This window comes from Algoriella sp. (assembly GCF_036647415.1).
Taxonomy (GTDB): Bacteria; Bacteroidota; Bacteroidia; order Flavobacteriales; family Weeksellaceae; genus Empedobacter.
Map to the genome: position 1 here is coordinate 1 of NZ_JAVXKG010000006.1, position 18,958 is coordinate 18,958.

23 protein-coding genes, 1 tRNA gene and 1 riboswitch are annotated in these 18,958 nt (G+C 30.6%); of the genes, 17 read left to right on the forward strand and 7 right to left on the reverse strand.

Annotated features, from left to right (window positions below):
- Positions 1 to 165 precede the first annotated feature (165 nt).
- The 7 genes from RSC72_RS03805 to RSC72_RS03835 are packed head-to-tail and all read left to right on the forward strand — an operon-like array spanning position 166 to position 5,230.
- Positions 166 to 1,104, forward strand: coding sequence for a S66 peptidase family protein (locus RSC72_RS03805; protein ID WP_332546835.1), 939 nt, complete (start codon positions 166 to 168; stop codon positions 1,102 to 1,104).
- 4 nt (positions 1,105 to 1,108) lie between these two features.
- Positions 1,109 to 1,744 (forward strand): uracil phosphoribosyltransferase, encoded by a 636-nt coding sequence (upp, locus tag RSC72_RS03810; RefSeq protein WP_332546834.1) that lies wholly within the window; start codon positions 1,109 to 1,111, stop codon positions 1,742 to 1,744.
- 9 nt (positions 1,745 to 1,753) lie between these two features.
- On the forward strand, positions 1,754 to 2,119 hold the full coding sequence (locus tag RSC72_RS03815; RefSeq protein ID WP_332546832.1) for a YraN family protein: 366 nt from the start codon (positions 1,754 to 1,756) through the stop codon (positions 2,117 to 2,119).
- Between the two features lie 9 nt (positions 2,120 to 2,128).
- The gene (locus RSC72_RS03820) at positions 2,129 to 2,794 is read left to right on the forward strand and encodes a DedA family protein (RefSeq protein ID WP_332546830.1); all 666 of its coding nucleotides are present in this window, start codon (positions 2,129 to 2,131) and stop codon (positions 2,792 to 2,794) included.
- Between the two features lie 55 nt (positions 2,795 to 2,849).
- Positions 2,850 to 3,488, forward strand: coding sequence for a VTT domain-containing protein (locus RSC72_RS03825; RefSeq protein ID WP_332546828.1), 639 nt, complete (start codon positions 2,850 to 2,852; stop codon positions 3,486 to 3,488).
- Positions 3,489 to 3,541: 53 nt separating this feature from the next.
- Positions 3,542 to 4,063 carry a DUF4833 domain-containing protein gene (locus RSC72_RS03830; protein WP_332546826.1) on the forward strand — a complete coding sequence of 174 codons (522 nt, stop codon included), beginning with the start codon at positions 3,542 to 3,544 and terminating at the stop codon, positions 4,061 to 4,063.
- A gap of 45 nt (positions 4,064 to 4,108) precedes the next feature.
- Positions 4,109 to 5,230, forward strand: coding sequence for a GTP cyclohydrolase (locus RSC72_RS03835; protein ID WP_332546824.1), 1,122 nt, complete (start codon positions 4,109 to 4,111; stop codon positions 5,228 to 5,230).
- 55 nt (positions 5,231 to 5,285) lie between these two features.
- Here the strand turns inward: RSC72_RS03835 and RSC72_RS03840 are convergent, their stop codons facing one another.
- Both RSC72_RS03840 and RSC72_RS03845 read right to left on the reverse strand, forming a co-directional pair.
- Entirely contained in the window at positions 5,286 to 5,519 is a 234-nt protein-coding gene (locus tag RSC72_RS03840; RefSeq protein WP_332546822.1) for a CsbD family protein, read from the reverse strand.
- A 341-nt stretch (positions 5,520 to 5,860) separates the two neighbouring features.
- Positions 5,861 to 5,942, reverse strand: a tRNA-Leu gene (locus RSC72_RS03845).
- A 118-nt stretch (positions 5,943 to 6,060) separates the two neighbouring features.
- Between RSC72_RS03845 and RSC72_RS03850 the strand changes: the two genes are divergently transcribed.
- From RSC72_RS03850 to RSC72_RS03860, 3 genes are all read left to right on the forward strand, one after another.
- Positions 6,061 to 6,432 carry a DUF3127 domain-containing protein gene (locus RSC72_RS03850; RefSeq protein WP_332566259.1) on the forward strand — a complete coding sequence of 124 codons (372 nt, stop codon included), beginning with the start codon at positions 6,061 to 6,063 and terminating at the stop codon, positions 6,430 to 6,432.
- Between the two features lie 90 nt (positions 6,433 to 6,522).
- A complete protein-coding gene (gene aat / locus RSC72_RS03855) occupies positions 6,523 to 7,167 on the forward strand; it encodes a leucyl/phenylalanyl-tRNA--protein transferase (protein WP_332546132.1) in 645 nt (214 codons plus the stop codon).
- A 12-nt stretch (positions 7,168 to 7,179) separates the two neighbouring features.
- Positions 7,180 to 7,569: a DUF1398 domain-containing protein gene (locus RSC72_RS03860; RefSeq protein ID WP_332546133.1), complete on the forward strand. Its 390-nt coding sequence runs from the start codon at positions 7,180 to 7,182 to the stop codon at positions 7,567 to 7,569.
- 29 nt (positions 7,570 to 7,598) lie between these two features.
- On the opposite strand, the gene RSC72_RS03865 is transcribed toward RSC72_RS03860, so the two are convergent.
- From RSC72_RS03865 to RSC72_RS03875, 3 genes are all read right to left on the reverse strand, one after another.
- Positions 7,599 to 8,369, reverse strand: a complete 771-nt coding sequence (locus tag RSC72_RS03865; protein WP_332546135.1) for a DUF3108 domain-containing protein — start codon at positions 8,367 to 8,369, stop codon at positions 7,599 to 7,601.
- A gap of 110 nt (positions 8,370 to 8,479) precedes the next feature.
- A complete protein-coding gene (locus RSC72_RS03870; RefSeq protein WP_332546137.1) occupies positions 8,480 to 8,773 on the reverse strand; it encodes a NifU family protein in 294 nt (97 codons plus the stop codon).
- A 15-nt stretch (positions 8,774 to 8,788) separates the two neighbouring features.
- On the reverse strand, positions 8,789 to 9,889 hold the full coding sequence (locus RSC72_RS03875) for an Mrp/NBP35 family ATP-binding protein (RefSeq protein WP_332546138.1): 1,101 nt from the start codon (positions 9,887 to 9,889) through the stop codon (positions 8,789 to 8,791).
- A gap of 134 nt (positions 9,890 to 10,023) precedes the next feature.
- Here RSC72_RS03875 and RSC72_RS03880 point away from each other — a divergent pair, with 134 nt between their 5' ends.
- Together RSC72_RS03880 and RSC72_RS03885 are read left to right on the forward strand one after the other, a co-directional pair.
- Positions 10,024 to 10,485: a DinB family protein gene (locus RSC72_RS03880; protein WP_332546139.1), complete on the forward strand. Its 462-nt coding sequence runs from the start codon at positions 10,024 to 10,026 to the stop codon at positions 10,483 to 10,485.
- 23 nt (positions 10,486 to 10,508) lie between these two features.
- Positions 10,509 to 11,006 carry a GNAT family N-acetyltransferase gene (locus RSC72_RS03885; protein ID WP_332546140.1) on the forward strand — a complete coding sequence of 166 codons (498 nt, stop codon included), beginning with the start codon at positions 10,509 to 10,511 and terminating at the stop codon, positions 11,004 to 11,006.
- Positions 11,007 to 11,041: 35 nt separating this feature from the next.
- Here the strand turns inward: RSC72_RS03885 and RSC72_RS03890 are convergent, their stop codons facing one another.
- Both RSC72_RS03890 and RSC72_RS03895 read right to left on the reverse strand, forming a co-directional pair.
- The gene (locus tag RSC72_RS03890; protein WP_332546142.1) at positions 11,042 to 11,863 is read right to left on the reverse strand and encodes an alpha/beta hydrolase; all 822 of its coding nucleotides are present in this window, start codon (positions 11,861 to 11,863) and stop codon (positions 11,042 to 11,044) included.
- Between the two features lie 106 nt (positions 11,864 to 11,969).
- Positions 11,970 to 12,542: a nitroreductase family protein gene (locus RSC72_RS03895; RefSeq protein WP_332546143.1), complete on the reverse strand. Its 573-nt coding sequence runs from the start codon at positions 12,540 to 12,542 to the stop codon at positions 11,970 to 11,972.
- A 72-nt stretch (positions 12,543 to 12,614) separates the two neighbouring features.
- Here RSC72_RS03895 and RSC72_RS03900 point away from each other — a divergent pair, with 72 nt between their 5' ends.
- From RSC72_RS03900 to RSC72_RS03920, 5 genes are all read left to right on the forward strand, one after another.
- Positions 12,615 to 13,367 carry a hypothetical protein gene (locus tag RSC72_RS03900; protein WP_332546144.1) on the forward strand — a complete coding sequence of 251 codons (753 nt, stop codon included), beginning with the start codon at positions 12,615 to 12,617 and terminating at the stop codon, positions 13,365 to 13,367.
- Between the two features lie 15 nt (positions 13,368 to 13,382).
- Entirely contained in the window at positions 13,383 to 14,342 is a 960-nt protein-coding gene (locus tag RSC72_RS03905; protein WP_332546146.1) for an aminodeoxychorismate synthase component I, read from the forward strand.
- Entirely contained in the window at positions 14,326 to 14,922 is a 597-nt protein-coding gene (locus RSC72_RS03910; protein ID WP_332546148.1) for an aminotransferase class IV, read from the forward strand. The genes RSC72_RS03905 and RSC72_RS03910 overlap by 17 nt, the downstream gene beginning before the upstream one ends.
- A gap of 61 nt (positions 14,923 to 14,983) precedes the next feature.
- Positions 14,984 to 15,088, forward strand: a riboswitch (SAM riboswitch).
- A 64-nt stretch (positions 15,089 to 15,152) separates the two neighbouring features.
- Complete coding sequence (locus RSC72_RS03915; RefSeq protein ID WP_332546150.1) at positions 15,153 to 17,546, forward strand: TonB-dependent receptor plug domain-containing protein; 2,394 nt, start codon at positions 15,153 to 15,155, stop codon at positions 17,544 to 17,546.
- A 70-nt stretch (positions 17,547 to 17,616) separates the two neighbouring features.
- On the forward strand, positions 17,617 to 18,897 hold the full coding sequence (locus tag RSC72_RS03920) for an APC family permease (protein ID WP_332546152.1): 1,281 nt from the start codon (positions 17,617 to 17,619) through the stop codon (positions 18,895 to 18,897).
- Positions 18,898 to 18,958 lie beyond the last annotated feature (61 nt).

Below are 18,958 nucleotides of genomic sequence, written 5' to 3' on the forward strand. Positions count from 1 at the left end.
AAGTGTAATCCCGTTGAGTACGCTTTACATAAACTCTCTCTTCTTTCATAATGATGCTTTTTTCTGTATCATTATTTCAGGACGAGACATCTTAATTATATAAAAAGACGAACTCATGTAGTTCGTCTTTTTTTTGTTTTTACCTTTGACAAAATTTTAATTAAAATGATTCAACCCGATTTTCTGAAAGAAGGTGATAAAATAGCCATTGTTGCGCCTGCAAAACGTATGTTGCAAGGTGAGTTGGACGAAGCAATAGAATTAATAAAATCATGGAAATTAATTCCTGTTTTAGGAAAAAATATTTATGCAGAATACGATTTTGGTTATAAATATGCAGGAATAGACGAATTAAGAACCGAAGATTTTCAGTGGGCTTTAGACGATGCTGAAATTAAAGCAATTTGGTGTGCGCGTGGTGGTTATGGTTCGGTTAAAATTATTGATGAATTAGATTTAACAAAATTTAAAAAATTACCAAAATGGGTTATTGGGTATTCGGATATCACCGTTTTTCATAACCATTTTAATCGATTAGGATTTCAAACAATACACGGAGTTACAGCTAAGAAATTAGCCAATACAGATTATCATCCAACATCATATCAAAGTATTTATGATACGCTTTTCGGAAAAAAAATTGAGTATAAAATAGTACCTCATTTTTACAATAATTTAGGCGAAACAGAAGGAGAATTAATCGGTGGAAATTTATCTATCGTTTATTCCCTTTTGGGAAGTATATCGGCGATCAATAATCCTTCGGATAAAATTTTATTTTTGGAAGATTGGTTCGAGAATTGGTATGCAGTCGATAGAATGTTGATGAATCTTAAACGAAACGGAATTTTAACTCAAGTGAAAGCAATTATTCTTGGAAATTTCACGCACATGGATACCGAAGAAGAAAATGCAGAACATTATAACAATTCTTACGATCCCAAAACCTACGAAGTCATTCATAGTTATACAGAAAAATTAGATATTCCTGTTGTTTTTGGTTTTCCTGCGGGACATACAGGACATAATTTTGCATTAAAAATGGGTGCAAAAGTAAATCTAAATGTTACTTCAAATAATGTAAATTTGTACTTTATAGATTAAAAATATGAAACAAGATAATTTAACCGTAATTAATCATCCATTAGTTAAAGCAAAAATTACGCAAATGCGTGATAAAACTACAACTACAAAAGAATTTGGAGAATTAGTTGACGAAATTTCAGGATTAATGTGTTACGAAATTACACGCGATCTTGAATTAGATGAGATTGAAGTTGAAACGCCAATTACCAAAACAATCGGTTATAAAATAAAAGGAAGCGATATAGCTATTGTTCCTATTTTACGTGCAGGATTGGGAATGGTAAAAGGAATTCATCAATTAATACCAACTGCAAAAGTTGGTCATATCGGTCTTTATCGTGATCACGAAACATTACAACCGGTAGAATATTTATGTAAATTGCCTACAGATTTAGAGTCGCGTGATGTTATTTTGGTTGATCCAATGTTAGCGACAGGAGGTTCTGCTGTAAAAGCAATCGAAATTCTGAAAGAAAAAGGAGCGAAATCTGTTCGTTTAGCTTGTTTAGTAGGGTGTCCAGAAGGAGTAACTGCTGTGCAAAATGTCTATCCAGAAGTTCAAATTTTCTTAGCGGCTTTAGATGAGAAATTGAATGAAGACGGTTACATTGTGCCAGGTTTAGGTGATGCAGGTGATCGTTTGTACGGAACAAAATAAAACTTAAAATTGAGTATTAGTTACGATTTTGGTCGAGAAGCAGAAGATTTTGCAGCAAATTATCTTATACAGAAAGGATATAAAATATTGGCTCGAAATTACTTTTTTCGAAAAGCTGAAATTGATATTATTGCTCAGTTTGAAACTGAAATAATTATTGTTGAAGTAAAAAGTCGAACAACAAATCATGTTTCTGAACCAGAGACAGCTGTTAATGCAAAGAAAAAGAAATTGTTAATTCTTGCTGCAGATGATTTTATTCAGAAAAATAATTTTATTTATGAAGTAAGATTTGATATTTTAGCACTTTTAAAAATACAACAATCTTGGAGCGTTAACCACATCGAAAATGCGTTTGATGCTTCAGAAATTTAATCAAACTTTATGGAAGTAGTAATGGGTCTTTTTGACTTTATCATGCATATTGATCAACATTTGTCAGAATTTGCAAATGAATATGGATTGTGGATTTATGGTATTTTATTTTTAATCATTTTTGTAGAGACAGGTGTTGTTGTAATGCCATTTTTACCTGGTGATTCGCTTTTATTTGCTGCAGGTATGTTAGCTGCACAAGAAACAAATGAGCTTAATGTATGGGTTATGATGGGTATTTTACTCGTTGCCGCCATATTGGGTGATACATTAAATTACCAAATTGGTAAAAAAGTTGGATATAAAGCAACTAAAATAAAAATCTTCGGAAAAAACTTTGTGAAAGAAGAACATCTAAATAAGACACACGAATTTTACGAAAAATATGGTTCAAAAACTATCGTTATTGCACGTTTTGTACCTATCGTAAGAACTTTAGCGCCTTTTGTTGCAGGAATTGGAAGTATGTCATACAAAACATTCCTTACATACAATGTTGTTGGTGCATTTTTATGGGTTGTCGGTATTTGTTTAGCAGGATATTTATTAGGAAATATAGAATGGGTGAAAAATAATTTCTCTAAAGTAATTTTAGGAATTACAATTGTTTCTGTTCTTCCTATTCTTATAGAAGTTGTCAAAGAAAAATTTGGTAAAAAACAACCCATAGAATAAAAAATAATAACAAAATTTAACTCGACTTCGGTCGAGTTTTTTTATACCTTTATTTATGGAAATTTTAGATTATTTACTACATATCGATAAATATTTAGAAACGCTACTTAATCAATATCAAAATTGGTTTTATATCATTTTATTTCTTTTAATTTTTATCGAAACAGGATTAGTCGTCATGCCATTTTTACCTGGCGATTCGCTTCTATTTGCTTCGGGTATGTTAGCTGCGGCGTTTCCAGATCAGCTAAATATTTACATAATTTTAGGATTATTATGGATTGCTGCAATTTTGGGCGATACGGTAAACTATACAATCGGGAAGACACTCGGAACAAAATTGGTAACAGCCAAAATTTTCGGAAAACGAATTATACAAGATTCGGCAATACAGAAAACAGAAAGTTTTTTTCAGAAATATGGTTCAAAAACAATCGTTATTGCACGTTTTGTTCCAATTGTTAGGACATTAGCACCTTTTGTGGCTGGAGTTTCTAAAATGCATTATGGGACTTTTATCAAATATAATTTGATTGGTGGCACAATTTGGGTAATTGGAATAACGCTCGCAGGATATTTTTTAGGAACAATTCCAATCATCAAAAATAATTTTGAAATTGTAGTAATGTTAATCATCGCTTTTTCGCTTGTTCCAATTGTTATCGAATTTATAAAGTCTAAATCGAAGAAATAATTCGATCTATTCTTAAAATATTTCATAACTTTTAGAAATATAAATTCTAAACTATGAACTATTTTTTATTCATCTATTTATTCCTTTTTTCTTTTATTGCAAAAGCGCAAGAAGGTTATCCAACTCCACCAAAGTCAGAAAATAGATTATTTTACATTCAGCACAACGAAAACAAAAACACCTTTGTTTATGACGCTATTTTCGCTGCTAAAGGAGTATTAGATGATGATAATCCTGTTGATATTTATAGAATTTTGTATGACGAAGATGGACAGAAAAAACCGCTTAATCCACTTCAAAAAAAATTAGCCTACGGTTTAGATATTAAAAAAATTGAGAAAAATGTTTATCAATTAACATTGGTTTCCTATCCCAGTCAAAAATTGACTTTAAAGTTAGATGAAAACAAGAAACCAATCGTTCAAACTACATTGAATAACAAATTGATAACCCTAAATCGTGTGTTTCTGAAACAGAAAAAGGGAACGTCAGGAATATCTGTAAAACTAGATTATATGTTGTTTTATGGAAAAGATAAACACGGAAAATCTGTACTTGAGAAAGTTGTACTCTAAAAAAATCTTCCTAAATTAGAATTTTGAAGTACAATCTGATACGATATGATTGAAGTAAAAGAGGCGAAATCGGCTAAAGAAATGAAGCAATTTGTTGATTTGCCTTTCGAAGTTTATAAAAATAATCCCTATTGGGTTCCGCCAATTAAGAAAGATGATTTGGCGAGTTTCGATTCTAAAAATGATATTTTTAAAACAGTAGATGCAAAATTTTTTCTTGCATATAAAAATAACCAATTAGTTGGGCGTATTGTTTCCATTATAAATTGGAAAGAGGTAAAAGAACTTAATAAACCAAAAATACGTTTCGGTTGGTTAGTTTTCAAAGATGATATAGATGTTCTTAACGCGTTATTAACAACTGTTGAAAACATTGGGAAGCAGAATGATTTGGCTTTTATAGAAGGTCCTATGGGATTTTCTAATATGGATAAAGCAGGAATGTTAACAGAAGGATTTGAAAAAATAGCAACGTTAATAGGTCTCTATAATTATCAATATTATCCAAAATATATACAAAAATTGGGTTATCAACCAGAAGCTGAATGGTTAGAATATTTGATTGATATTGATAACTTAGGAAGTGTAAAAGAAATGGATAAGTTGTGTGAATTACTAAAAAAAAGATATCAAATAGAAACTTATCAATTCAAAACAATTGAAGATTTATTGCCTTATGTTGACGAGATGTTTGATTTGTTGAATGTAACTTATGCTGAACTACAAAGTTTTGTTCCGATAGAAAAATTTCAAGTAGAACATTACAAAAAAAAATATTTAAAATTTTTGCATCCTGATTTTATTTCCTGTGTGAAAGATAAAGATGGAAAAATGATTGCATTTGCTATAACAATGCCTTCATTTTCTAAAGCTTTTCAGAAAGCGAAAGGAAGTATTTTTCCTTTTGGTTGGTGGCATTTGATGAAAGCTCAAAAACAAAACAATCATGTCGAATTTTATTTAATAGGTATTGATCCGCATTATCAAAGTAAAGGTGTAAATGCACTTATTTTTAAAGAATTATATGATCGATTTACAGCGAGAGGAATAAAAACATTGGAAACAAATCCACTTTTAGAAGAAAACTTGAAAGTACAGCAATTGTGGAAAAATTTTGATCCAATAATTCATAAACGTAGAAAAACATTTAGTAAAAAATTAAATTAAAAATAAAGGTTAGAATGTAAATTCTAACCTTTTATATTTCTACTATAAATTTTAATTAAGATTGTGGTTGGTCTTTTTTATCTTGATTTTCGTCATCATTGTCAACCCAGTTTCTAATTGTGTCTTCAATTTCATCAACAGTTTTTCCTGTTTTTTCTTGAATTTTTCCTACAATTTCTTCAAATTTTCCTTCTAAACTTGTGTCATCATTATCAAACCAATCTCCAAATTTTTGTTTTACAGATCCTTTAATTTGATTCCATTTTCCTTCTAATTCTAATTTATTCATAATTCTATTTTTTAGTTAAAAGATTGTTTACCTAAATTTAGATAAAACATTACGACTTAGAAAAGAATAAGTTATAAATAATTGTTAAATTGAAAATGAGTGCTTTATCATTTAAAAAACGGCGAAGTAAATCAATACAATAATGATGATGACTACCACTATAAATTCAAAAATAGGGATAGTTCTCCCCCCAGATTTTAAATTTCTTTTTCTTTTAGAATACATACCAAACCAATTATAACCAAATAAAGGTCTAAATTTAAGAAATTTAGCTGGAATTATTATACTAACAATAAACCATAAAAAAAGGACTTAAACAATTTTGTTTAAGTCCTTTTGAGTACGGGCGGGGAGACTCGAACTCCCACACCTTGCGGCACTAGATCCTAAGTCTAGCGTGTCTACCAATTCCACCACGCCCGCTTAAATTCTCACCGAATTGGATTGCAAATATACATTTATTTTTCTTTGAACAAAATTTCCAACAAAAATTTTTTTTATCTTTTTTTACACTTTAAATTTGCACAAAGCTTTTACAAAAATGGAAATTACAGGAAAACTAAAAAAAGTGTTTGAAACTCAAAATATTACTGCAAGTTTCAAGAAGAGAGAATTCGTTGTGACAACGCAAGAACAATATCCACAAGATATTTTAATTGAGCTTACACAAGATAAAACAGATGTATTGAATGCTTACAATCCTGGTGATGAAGTGAAAGTTTCTATCAATATTCGTGGACGCGAATGGATTAATCCAGAAGGTGTAGCAAGATATTTCAATACAATTCAGGCTTGGAGAATAGAGAATATGGCAAATGCTGCTGCTCAAGCTCCACAAGGATATGATAATTTTGCACCAGCACCTCCAGTAGATACTTTTTCTAATGGAGATGATGATGATTTACCATTTTAATTTGTAGACAATAAAATGTATCATATAAACGTGTTCAAAAAATTGGACACGTTTTTTTATTTTGTATAAAATTTTAATGTACCAGAAGATATGTATTGGTTAGGACAAGATTTGGTATTTCCAGATCACTCGGAAGTAAATGACGAAGGAATTATAGCAATTGGTGGAGATCTTTCTGTAGAACGCTTAAAATTAGCTTATCAAAAAGGAATTTTTCCTTGGTTTAACGAAGATGAGCCAATTATTTGGTGGTTTCCGCACGATCGTTTTGTTTTATTTCCAGAAGATTTACATGTTTCTAAATCGATGAAAAAAGTTTTTAAAGATAAAACTTTCACATTTACAGAGAATAAAGCATTTCGAGAAGTTATTATCAACTGTTCTCAAGCTAATAGAAAGGGACAGGACGGTACTTGGATTACAAATGATATGATAGAGGCTTATTGTAAATTGAATGAGTTAGGCGTTGCTAAAAGCATTGAGGTTTGGCAAAATAACGAATTAGTTGGAGGATTTTATGGTATAGAAATGGGAAATATTTTTTGTGGAGAAAGTATGTTTGCAAAAGTGAGTAATGCTTCCAAAGCAGGATTTATACAATTTGTTGCAAAATATCATAAGAAATACGAATTGATAGATTGTCAGGTTTATACCGAGCATTTGGCAAGTTTGGGTGCTGTAGAAATTCCATCTGATATATTTTTAGACTATCTTGAAGATAATAATCAACCTTAAGAATAAAAAACTATGTTTACAATAGCACAAATAGAGTCGGCACATGATAAAATAAAATCTGGAGCTGGCTTCCCAAGTTATATTAAAGAAATTAAACAATTAGGCGTTATTTCTTTCGAAACTTGGGTAAAAGATAGCAGTACCAATTATTTTGGAGCTGATGATTTTAAAACTTCCTCTCTTCCTAAATATGCTGATTTGGTAATTGTAGATCATGTTGACAAAGAAAAATTTGCAGCTTATCTTAAAATTCATCAACAAGGCGAAACAGATTACTTTACATTTTGTAGACATTGTGCCGAAACAGGTATTGTAAAATGGATAGTTTCCTTAGAAAAGATGACGTGTACGTATTTTGATAAAGACGAAAAAGAAATATTAGAAGAAAAAATCCCACAGTAATGTGGGATTTTATTATATATGAAAAGAAGTTATTTTGTAAACTTACTTGTTGCTTTCAAATTTTTATACTCGTACAAATCAGCATTTAATGAGCCGACTAATAATCCTGCTTTAATTTTAAGAGGCATTAAATTATCATCGTCAGAAACCCACATTGTTACAGATTCTGACTCTTCGAAAATACGACCAGATTGTACATACGGACGAATTTTGATTGCATTTATTTTACCGAACTTTGTTTTTAATACTTCTCGACCAAGAATTTTTAATTTAAATTTTAGTGTTTCATCACCCAAAAAAATATTTTCATTCAAAAAATCTCCTGTTTTTAATTTAGAATGATCTGCATTTCTAAGGCTATAAAATGCCGAAAGTAAATCTTGTGCATCAGACGGTATTGTTTCTGTTTTTGTTGTTCCATCTCGTTTATTTTCTACTTTTGCTTTCTTATTAGCATGATCAAAATAATAAATTTGATGACGTTTGTAACTTCCTTCTACAACGTTACGAACAAATTTTGTTGGCTTAAAATCAGATTTGTCAATATAAGATTCATACAAATCTTCAACCTTAAAAAACGCACGTACTGCTCCGCTAGAGCTCCCTTTCCCTATAATATGAAAATGACTTTTTCCATTCAATGTAACATCTTTTACCTCTATTGTCGCAAAACCTGCATTAAGTCCTGAATAGTGTATTCTGAATTTTAGAAATTCTCCAGATTTGTAATTTGCCTGAGCGTTTATCTTAGTAGAAAATGTAAATAGTAGTAATGTGAAGAATAAAATGTATTTTCTCATTATAATTTTTTTGTTTGATTGGTTAAGATTCAAATTGTTTGCCAAAAATAACAAAACGTCTTTATAAATTGATATAAAGACGTTTTAAATAATATGTTATTTTAACTAATTTAATGTTCTTCTTTCGTAATCGAAGAGATGAGATCAGCTTCAGTAGAAGTTTCAAGGTCGGAAACATTGATTACTGAAATGATTTCTGGCACATATTTTTTGATAGTCATTTCAACACCTGACTTTAAAGTCATTTGATTGACAGAACAAGCAATGCAAGCACCTGTAAGGCGAACTTTTACGATATTATCTTCTATAGATACTAATTCGATATCGCCTCCATCTGAATTTAAGAATGGTCTAATTTCAGCTAAAGCCTTTTCAACTTCTGAATATTTTTCTTCTGGAGTCATGATCTTTTTCTTTTTTTAATTTTTTGCTGAACAACCAGCCATCGTTGTAATACGAACAGCCTCTGTTGGAGGTAATGTTGTGTTACGTTCTACTAAACTTTGTACAGTATTACGTGCAATATTTTTATAAACTTCGGCAACAATTGTATCTTCTTGTAATGCCGCAGGACGTCCTACATCGGCTGCTTCGCGGATTGATTGTACAATCGGAATTTCACCTAAGAAAGGAACACCAATTTGTTCTGCTAAATGTTTTGCACCGTTTTGTCCAAAGATATAATATTTATTGTTTGGTAATTCTTCAGGTGTAAAATACGCCATATTTTCTACAATTCCTAAAACTGGGACGTTAATTGCTTCCATTTGGAACATACCAACTCCTTTTCTTGCATCTGCTAAAGCAATAGTTTGAGGTGTAGAAACCACAACTGCACCAGTAATTGGCACTTGTTGTACGATAGATAAATGAATATCACCTGTACCTGGAGGTAAATCGATTAATAAGAAATCTAAATCTCCCCAATGTGCATCACGAATCATTTGGTTCAATGCTTTTGCAGCCATTGGTCCTCTCCAAACAATTGCTTGATCTGTATCTGCGAAAAATCCGATCGATAAAATCTTAATTCCGTATGCTTCTACTGGTTTTATTTTTGTTTTCCCATTAACTTCTACAGAATATGGGCGAGCATCTTGAACGTCGAACATAATTGGCATAGATGGTCCATAAATATCAGCATCTAATACACCAACTTTAAATCCCATATTAGCCAAACTTATTGCTAAGTTAGCCGAAACAGTAGATTTACCAACTCCACCTTTTCCTGAAGCTACCGCGATGATGTTTTTTACACCTGGTAATTCAGAACCTTTGATTTCGTTTGGATTTTTTTCCTCTACTTCAACAGATATATTTAATTTTAAATTTGCTTCAGGTAAATTTTCTTTGAATGCATTCTTCAAGGCAATTTCTAACCTTTTACGTTCGTGCATTGCTGGAGAAGGAGAAACAATGTCTAAAATAATATCATTTCCCACCACTTGAGCATTACGCATCCAGTTACGAATACCTAATTCTTCTAATACTTGATATATTTGATCTCTTGTATAAGCCATCTTATAATTTTATTTAGGCAAAATTACAAAGAATCAAAGACTTTAGATAATCTAAAAACGTGATTTTAATTGTTTTGCTTTATAATTTGATAAACAGATGTAATTTAATGTATATTTAAACTTTAAATCTAACTATGGAAGAGCATATTATTTATCTAACAAATATTAGAAAACAGGTTATTGATGAGCTTGAACAACATTCTTTAAAACAATTACTTTACATTCCGATGGGATATAAAAATAATTTGTTTTGGAATGCTGCGCACGTATTGGCAACGCAACAATTAATTCATTATTATTTGACAGATACCCGAATGTTGGTAGATATTGATTTTATCCAAAAATATAAAAAAGGAACACTTGGAAATACTGATGCCACAGAAGCTGACGTAAAAGAGTTGAAAGAAATGTTAGAAAACACACCAATGCAAATGTTCAAAGATTATAGATCAGAGAAATTATCGTACTATAAATCCTATAAAACAAGTTTCGGAATGACGTTGGAGTCTATCGAAGATGCTATTTTGTTCAATAATATACACGAAGCAATGCATTTGGGTTATATGTTGTCAATGAAGAAAAATATTCCTTTTTAAACTAAAATTGTGAATAATAAAACATGTTGATATACAGAGATGCAAAAAGAAGTGATTTAGAAAAAATAACAGAAATTTATAATTCTACCATCGCTTCTCGATTAGTTACCGCAGATACAGAGCCAGTTTCGGTAGAAAGTAAAATAAAATGGTTTGAAGAACATTCGCCCGAAAAACGACCACTTTGGGTAATTGAAGATGAACTGAATGAAATTGTAGGTTGGGTAAGTTTTCAATCCTTTTATGGACGACCTGCTTATGATGCAACAGTAGAAATCAGTATTTATTTAGATTCAAATCAACGAGGAAAGGGTTTGGGAAAACAAGTTTTGGGATATTGTATTGATAAAGCTCCAGAATTTGGAATAAAAACTATTTTAGGATTTGTATTTTCGCACAATGAACCAAGTATAAGATTATTCAAACATTTTGGTTTCGAGGAATGGGCAAATTTCCCGAATATCGCAACTTTAGATGATATAGAAAGAAGTTTAACCATTTTGGGTAAACGTGTAGGATGAAAAAAGTCTCACTTCATAAAGTGAGACTTTTGTATTTATTTTCCTATAGACCATATCAATGCTTTTTCTTTTGTAGCACGATAAATTGTAGAATGTTCTTCTTTTGGTTCGGGAGAATAATTCCATTTTAGATTAGGAATGTTTTCTTGAGTTAATATATTTTTTAATTCCTCAGTATATTGTAATATATCAGTAGCGCCAGAACCTGCAAACCATAATTTTTTAGTCGTTTTAGGGAAATTTTTCAAATCTTGCTTCGCATTTTTCACTAAATAATGATCGTTCCACCAAAGAGAAGGATCTATTGCGATATAGAAATTAAAAAGATTAGGTTGCTCCATAAAAGTTTCCATGATAAATAATCCAGCTAATGATTCGCCAATAATTCCTTTTTCTGCTTTTGTACGGTAGCGTTTTTCTATTTCTGGAAATAATTCGTCTTGAATAAAAGTTCTAAATTCTTTAGATTCGCCAACAATAGAAGCTATTTTTTTATCTTCTTCAATTTCAGTTTTAGGAGTTAAATCTTTTCTACGTTGTATATTTTCTATACCTACTAAAATAACTGGTTTTATTTTATTTGCTTTAATCAATTCGGCAAGTGTATTGGCAATATGTGGAAAATCTTCTTTTGTTCCACCATCTGGCATGTAGAGAACAGTAAGAGAATCTTTTGATGTAGAATATCCTTCGGGAACCCAAACGTTGATGACACGTTTTTCATTTAATTGTTTAGAATCTACGGTGAAAGTATCGTGTTTCGGAATAGGATCATTGTATTCTGGGAGATTGTTTTTACAACTTATTATACAAGTAAATAATCCAAAAAGTAAAAGTAATTTATAAATTGATTTCATAAGATTTTTTCATGTTAATCAAATATACAATTTTTAGAAAAAATGATAATTATTAATAAAAAAAGATCGCGATTGCGATCTTTTAATTCTTTATCTGAACAAGTTTTTAATAATCCAAAAACTTTACTTTATCTTCTATTGGTTGGCGAACTGCCGTAGGATTTTCTCCATCATATTTTCCCATATAAAAAATACCAACACATTTTTCATTTTCTTGCATAGTTGTAAATTCGTCAACATTTGCAATAATATTAAGAGGAGAAGACCAATATGCACCAATTTTTAGTGTAGAAGCCATCAACCACATATTTTGAACAGCCATAGATACAGCAGCCAATTCTTCCCATTCAGGATTTTTTTCTGCATTGAAAAAATTGATTAATACAATTTTGTTCGACTTATCGCATTTCTCAATCATAGAATTAATTTTTCTATCACTCAATTGTTCTGGTGGAGTTCCTTGTACATAAATTCGTTTTACATATTCTCTGAAACGATCTTTTGCTGGACCTTCCAAAACGATAAAACGCCAAGGTTCTGTTTTTTTATGAGAAGGTGCCCAATTTGCAGCTTCAAAAATTTGAGCTAATTCCTCGCGTGTTATTTCTTCTGTATTATACTGTGGTGGAAAGACAGAGCGTCTTGCTTTTATAATTGATAATAAATCGTTTGCATTCATCTTGTAACTTTTTACAATTTAATTCTACTGATAAGACAAATTTACATTAAATTCAATTAAACTAACATTAAGATGAAAACATTAGATGAGTCGAAATTAAATCACGCTAAAACACAAAAATTTAACTTCAAAATAGGAGATTACTTTAATCAAGCTATTACAATATTTTCTAATAATTGGCAAGATTTTACTTTGTTTGCATTAGCATCAGCAGGTATATATTTGCTTTCTATTTTTACAATTATTGGTCCATATTTTATTATGTTTCCACTAATGATCGGTTATGGAATTGTGACAGAAAAAATAGAAAAAGGAGAAAATTTTGTTTTTAAGGATTTTTTTAAAGGATTTGATAAATGGCAAGATTTTTTAGTTTTAATACTTATCATTTTCGCATTTAGTTTGTTATTTATTATTCCTTATTTTTTCTTTTTATTCGGAATAGGTTTATTTTCTGATAATCCTGAAGAAATATCTCCATTTGTCGGACTATCAATTGTATTTATATTTCCCTTTTTTATGTTAATCGGTATTGTATTTAGTGTTCTAATTTTTCTACCACCTTACCTCATTTATTACGGAAATATGGGTGCAATAGAAAGCATTAAACAATCCATTCAAATTGCGAAAAAGAATTTTTGGTATTTATTGTTATTTGTTTTGTTACAAAGTGTCATATCACAATTAGGCGCTTTTGCATGTTATATTGGTCTGTTAGCAACTATTCCTTTTGGTTATATTATGGGATATTTATTGATAAAAGATATGTTATTATCGGACGATGCAAAAACCGAAATAGATCTGCTTGGTACAAACCAAGAATAAGCTTAATTTTAGCGAATGTTAGCAAAGCATTCTATTTTTAATAAAATGAATGAATTGGGAGCTGCAAAAGTTCCCTTTTTTTTTATGATTGATTTTCTCAAAGAAAATGGAGAAATTATTCCGTTAAATGAAATTTCAGATGAGATAAAATTTGAACTAAATTCTATTCAAAATTATTCAATCAATCGTAGCTTTCTGTTTGATAAATTTCCAATCGATTTTTCAGATTATCAATCAAAATTTAAACTAGTACACGATAATTTATTGTTCGGAAATTCATATTTGACTAATTTAACTTATCCAACAAAAATCAATACAAATCTTAGTTTAGACGAGATTTATCATTTCTCCGAAGCAAAATATAAGTTGAAATATAAAGAAAATTTTGTCTGTTTTTCACCCGAACGCTTTGTGAAAATAGAAAATCATCACATTTTTTCTAACCCGATGAAAGGCACAATTGATGCGTCAATTCCAAATGCCAAACAAATCATTTTAGATGACGAAAAAGAAGCAGCAGAACATGCAACAATTGTCGATTTAATCCGCAATGATCTTAGTTTAGTTGCCGATAATGTTGAGGTTATAAAATACCGTTATATCGATGAGTTGAAAACAAATGATAAGACTTTATTACAGGTTAGTTCAGAAATTAGAGGAGATTTGAAAGTGGATTTTCATGAAAATATCGGAACTATTTTTGATAAACTTTTACCAGCTGGTTCCATTTGTGGTGCGCCCAAAAAGAAAACTATTGATATTATTTTGGAAGCTGAAGACTACGATAGAAAATTTTATACGGGTGTTTTTGGTGTTTTTGATGGCGAAAATTTAGATAGTGCGGTGATGATTCGTTTTATAGAAAATGATAAAAATGAATTATTTTTCAAGAGTGGAGGAGGAATTACAGCGAAAAGTAATGCGAAAGCAGAATATGAAGAATTAATACAAAAAGTATATGTTCCAATTTATTGAATCGATTTGTTGTGTTAACAAAGAACTTAGAAATTTAGACTATCATCAAGCCAGATTTGATCGTACGCGAAGTGATAATTTTAATGATATTCAACCAATTTTATTAAAAGAAATTATTCAATTTCCTACAGATTTATCAGACGAAAAATATAAAGTTAGAATTGTATATGATCGCGAAATTCAACGTATCGAATTTCAACCTTATCAAATCAAACCAATCAATTCAATCAAACTTTTTGAGATTGACCCAAAGATAAATTATACGTACAAATATGTTGACCGTTGGTTTTTTGAGGAATATATCAAAGAAGCTCAAACCGATGATTTGGTCTTGGTAAAATCCAATTATATTACAGATTGTACTTACTCTAATATTGTTTTTTTTGATGGCGAAAATTGGTTTACGCCACGCGCTGTCTTACTGAAAGGAACAATGAGAGAGTCACTTTTGAATGAAGAAAAAATTAAAGAAAAAAATATTAAAGTTTCCGATTTAGCGAACTTTCAATCATTTAAAAGAATCAATGCTATGATGAATTTAGAAGAAAGTCAAGGAGTTAGCATTTTAGAATTATTTTAAAACTCTATTAAAATTATAGAGTTTTATTTGTTTTTTAGTCCATTTAGCATTATATTTGCATAACTTATCAAGAAAGGCGGAGGGAATGGCCCTGTGAAACCTTAGCAACCAGATGACTTAATAATCAAGGTGCTAAATCCAACCTAATAAAAGGTAAAGATGAGTAAAAGTTTTTGACTTTTATCCTGCTTTTACATGTTGGTTTCTTGCGAGTTTTTTGATTAAATAACATGAAAAGAAACAAATTTTTACTTGCATCATTCGCAATTTTCGGATCTTCATTACTTTTTGCTCAAGAAGTAGAAAAAGAAGAGGAACAAACAAATCTTAACGAAGTTATTTTAATTGGTGGTCGTACATCAGAAAGAACAGTTGTAAATTCTTCCGTTCCTGTTGATATTATTGATATTGAACAATTCAAAAAATCTTCACCTCAATTATCTGTAAATGATATTTTAAATTACGTAATTCCTTCGTTCAATTCCGTTCGTCAATCATCATCAGATGGAACAGAACATATCGATCCTGTTACTTTACGAGGAATGGGGCCAGATCAAGTTTTAGTTTTGATTAATGGAAAACGTCGTCATACAACGTCTTTAGTAAATTATCAAAATACGGTAGGTAATGGTTCTGTTGGTACAGATTTGGGGGCAATTCCTATTTCTGCAATAGATAAAGTTGAGGTTTTACGCGATGGTGCTGCTGCGCAATATGGTTCTGATGCCATTGCAGGTGTTGTAAATATTGTCTTAAAATCTAAACCAGGAGGTGACGCATCTTTAACTTATGGACAAACTTCTCGTAACGATGGTGAAACATATAATTTTAATGGAAGTTTCGGTACAAAGTTAGGTAAAACAGGATCTCTTGTTTTTTCTGCAGTAATTACTGATCGTAAAAAAACAAACCGTTCTAAAGATAATAATTTAGATATTTTTGGAGATAATTTCGCCTATGATTTCGCAGATGATCCTGCTGCTGCACGTGCCGCAGATGACGCGAAATTGGCTGCTTTAGGATTAACACGAAAAGATTTTAGATTTCAAGTAGGTGATGCAGCGATTAAAAATCAACAGTTTTTCATAAATGCAGAAACAGCTTTAACAGATCGATTAGATTTTTATTCGTTTGGAGGAGTAAGTTTACGTCAAGGAGAAGGTTTTGGATTCCGACGTTTACCGAGCGAATTACCTACGGAAGCATTAACGATTTATCCAAATGGTTTTCAGGCAACTTTAAAATCAAATATCAATGATTATTCTAATTCAACAGGATTACGATATTCGTATGATGGTTGGAAGATAGATTTGAGCAATACATTTGGTTTTAACTCATTCAAATATAATGTTGATAATTCAATCAACTATTCGTTAGGTATAGATTCGCCAACAAATTTTTATGCAGGAAAACATTCGTTTTTACAAAATACAGTAAATTTAGATTTTTCGAAACGTATCAATCAAAACTTTAGTTTAGCTTTTGGTGGAGAATATCGTTACGAAAAATATCAAATAGAAGCTGGTGATGAGTCATCTTACATAGGTTCTGGATCCGAATCTTTTGTTGGTTTCTCACCTTTGAATGCTGTAAAAGGAGACCGTAATTCTGTTGCAGTTTATGTAGATGGAGAATTAAAATTTGGTGATTTTACAGCGAATGCAGCTGGTCGTTTCGAGAACTATTCAGATTTCGGAAGTACAATCAACGGAAAATTAGCAATGCGTTACGAATATGCAAAAGGTTTTTCGGTTCGTGGAGCAATTTCTACAGGATTTAGAGCGCCATCTTTACAGCAAAAATATTTCAGTAATTCGTACACCGATTTATTTTTAAACGATAATGGCGATCAGGTTTTGGTTACAAAAGGAGTTATTCGAAATGAGTCAGAATTATCAAGAGAAATAGGTTTAGATAAATTGAAAGAGGAAAAATCAATCAATGGGAGTTTAGGTCTTACATTTCGTCCGACGTCAAAGTTATTCATCACTTTAGATGGTTATTTTATTCGTGTAGACGACAGAATTGTGTTGACATCTGATATTACAGATCCTGCTTTAGAAAAATATAATGTTGCAACGGCACGTATTTTTACCAATGCAATAGATACCGAAACACGTGGAATTGATTTGGTTGTTTCGTATGATACACGTTTGGGACGAGGAAAATTGAATGTTAATTTATCTGGAAATATCAACGAAACAAAAATTGTTGATTATCACTTTCCTTCTGCTTTAACAATTGCTCAAAAAGAATTTTTTGGACCAGATCAAGTCAATATTATCGAATCTTTAAGCCCGAAAACGAAAGCAACTTTGGGATTGAATTATGCCATTTCTGGCTTTAATTTTATGGTAAGAAATACTTATTTCGGAAAAGTAACCAAAGATGGTTATCCATGGGGAGTTGTCCAAGAAAACTCGGGTAAAGTTGTAACAGATGCTTCGATTGGATATGATATTACAAAGAATTTTAATATAACAATTGGCGCAAATAATTTGTTTGATGTTTTTCCTGATAAACAAGCGTATGAAAATTCGTATTATGGTGTTTTTCCAAATGCACCAGTACAAATGGGAATGACGGGAGCTTATTATTTTGCAAGAGCAAGTTTTAAATTCTAATTAAAAATAAATAAAATATAGTGTCAATTTTGATGTATTTTGAACATCTAAAATTGACACTTTTTTGTGTATGGCAAGTTTGAAAATTGGTTGGAAAACCGCAGCAGCATTAGTTATTTCGAATATGATCGGAACTGGTGTTTTTACAAGTTTAGGTTATCAGATTTATGATCTAAAAAACACGTATTCTATTCTCTTATTATGGATAATTGGAGGTTTTTTAGCGTTGATAGGTGCGTTTATTTATTCGGAATTGGCATCAAAATTTAAACAATCTGGAGGCGACTATATTTATTTGTCACGAACATTTCATCCTGTTTTTGGTTATTTATCAAGTTGGATTTCTTTATTTGTAGGTTTCTCAGCGCCAATTTCTTTGGCAGCTTTGGCAATGAGTAAGTATTTGAATATTCTTGGATTTAATTTCGGAAAAGAGTTTGCAATTGCAATGATTTTAATTGTTGCCGTTTTTCAATCGTTTAGCTTGAATTTGAGTAGTAAATTTCAGAATGTATTTACAGTTCTAAAAGTTGTTTTTATATTAACTTTAATTGGTATTGGTCTTTATTTTGTTCCAACAATAGAGCCTAATGCAATTGTAGTAGATAATACATGGAAACAAGAATTGCTACTACCTGCTTTTGCAACTTCTTTGGTTTATGTAACTTTTGCATATACAGGCTGGAATTCTGCCTCATATATTATTGAAGAAATTGATCAGCCAAAGAAAAATTTACCCAAAGCACTTTTTATTGGAGTTATTTTTGTGACAATAGCATATGTTTTTCTAAATTATGTTTTTCTAAAACATGCCTCAGCAGTTTCGTTGGTAGGAAAAGAAGATGTTGCTAATATTTCGTTTCGAAATCTGTTAGGATCTAATGTAAAATGGGTAAGTTGTTTTATCGCTTTACAGTTAATAGCAACTATTAGTGGTTATTTATGGATTGGTTCGCGTTTAACACAGGCTACAGCAAGAGAAAATAAGTTGTGGAGTTTCATGGCGAAAGAAAATAAAAATAGAATTCCAGTTCGTGCTATTTGGGTGCATACAACAATTAGTATTCTCTTAATTTTTTCAGGTGATTTTGAGGTCATTTTTACTTATACTTCTTTCGTATTACAAGTATTGGCAACGTTGGCAATTTGTACCGCTTTTTTTATAAAACGTGATGAATTAACAATTATTAAAAGTAGATTTTTCTATTTACTTCCAACAATATTTTTAGCTTTTAGTTTATATATCTGCTACTTTGTTTTGACGCAAAAACCCAAAGAAAGTTTGATTGGTTTAGGTATTATTTTTCTAGGATTAATCATTTTCTATTTTGATAAGAGGATTAGTAAGTAATTTTAATAGAATCTAGATTTAGTTAATGTCTTATTTTAGTAATAATTAAGTACTTAAAAAC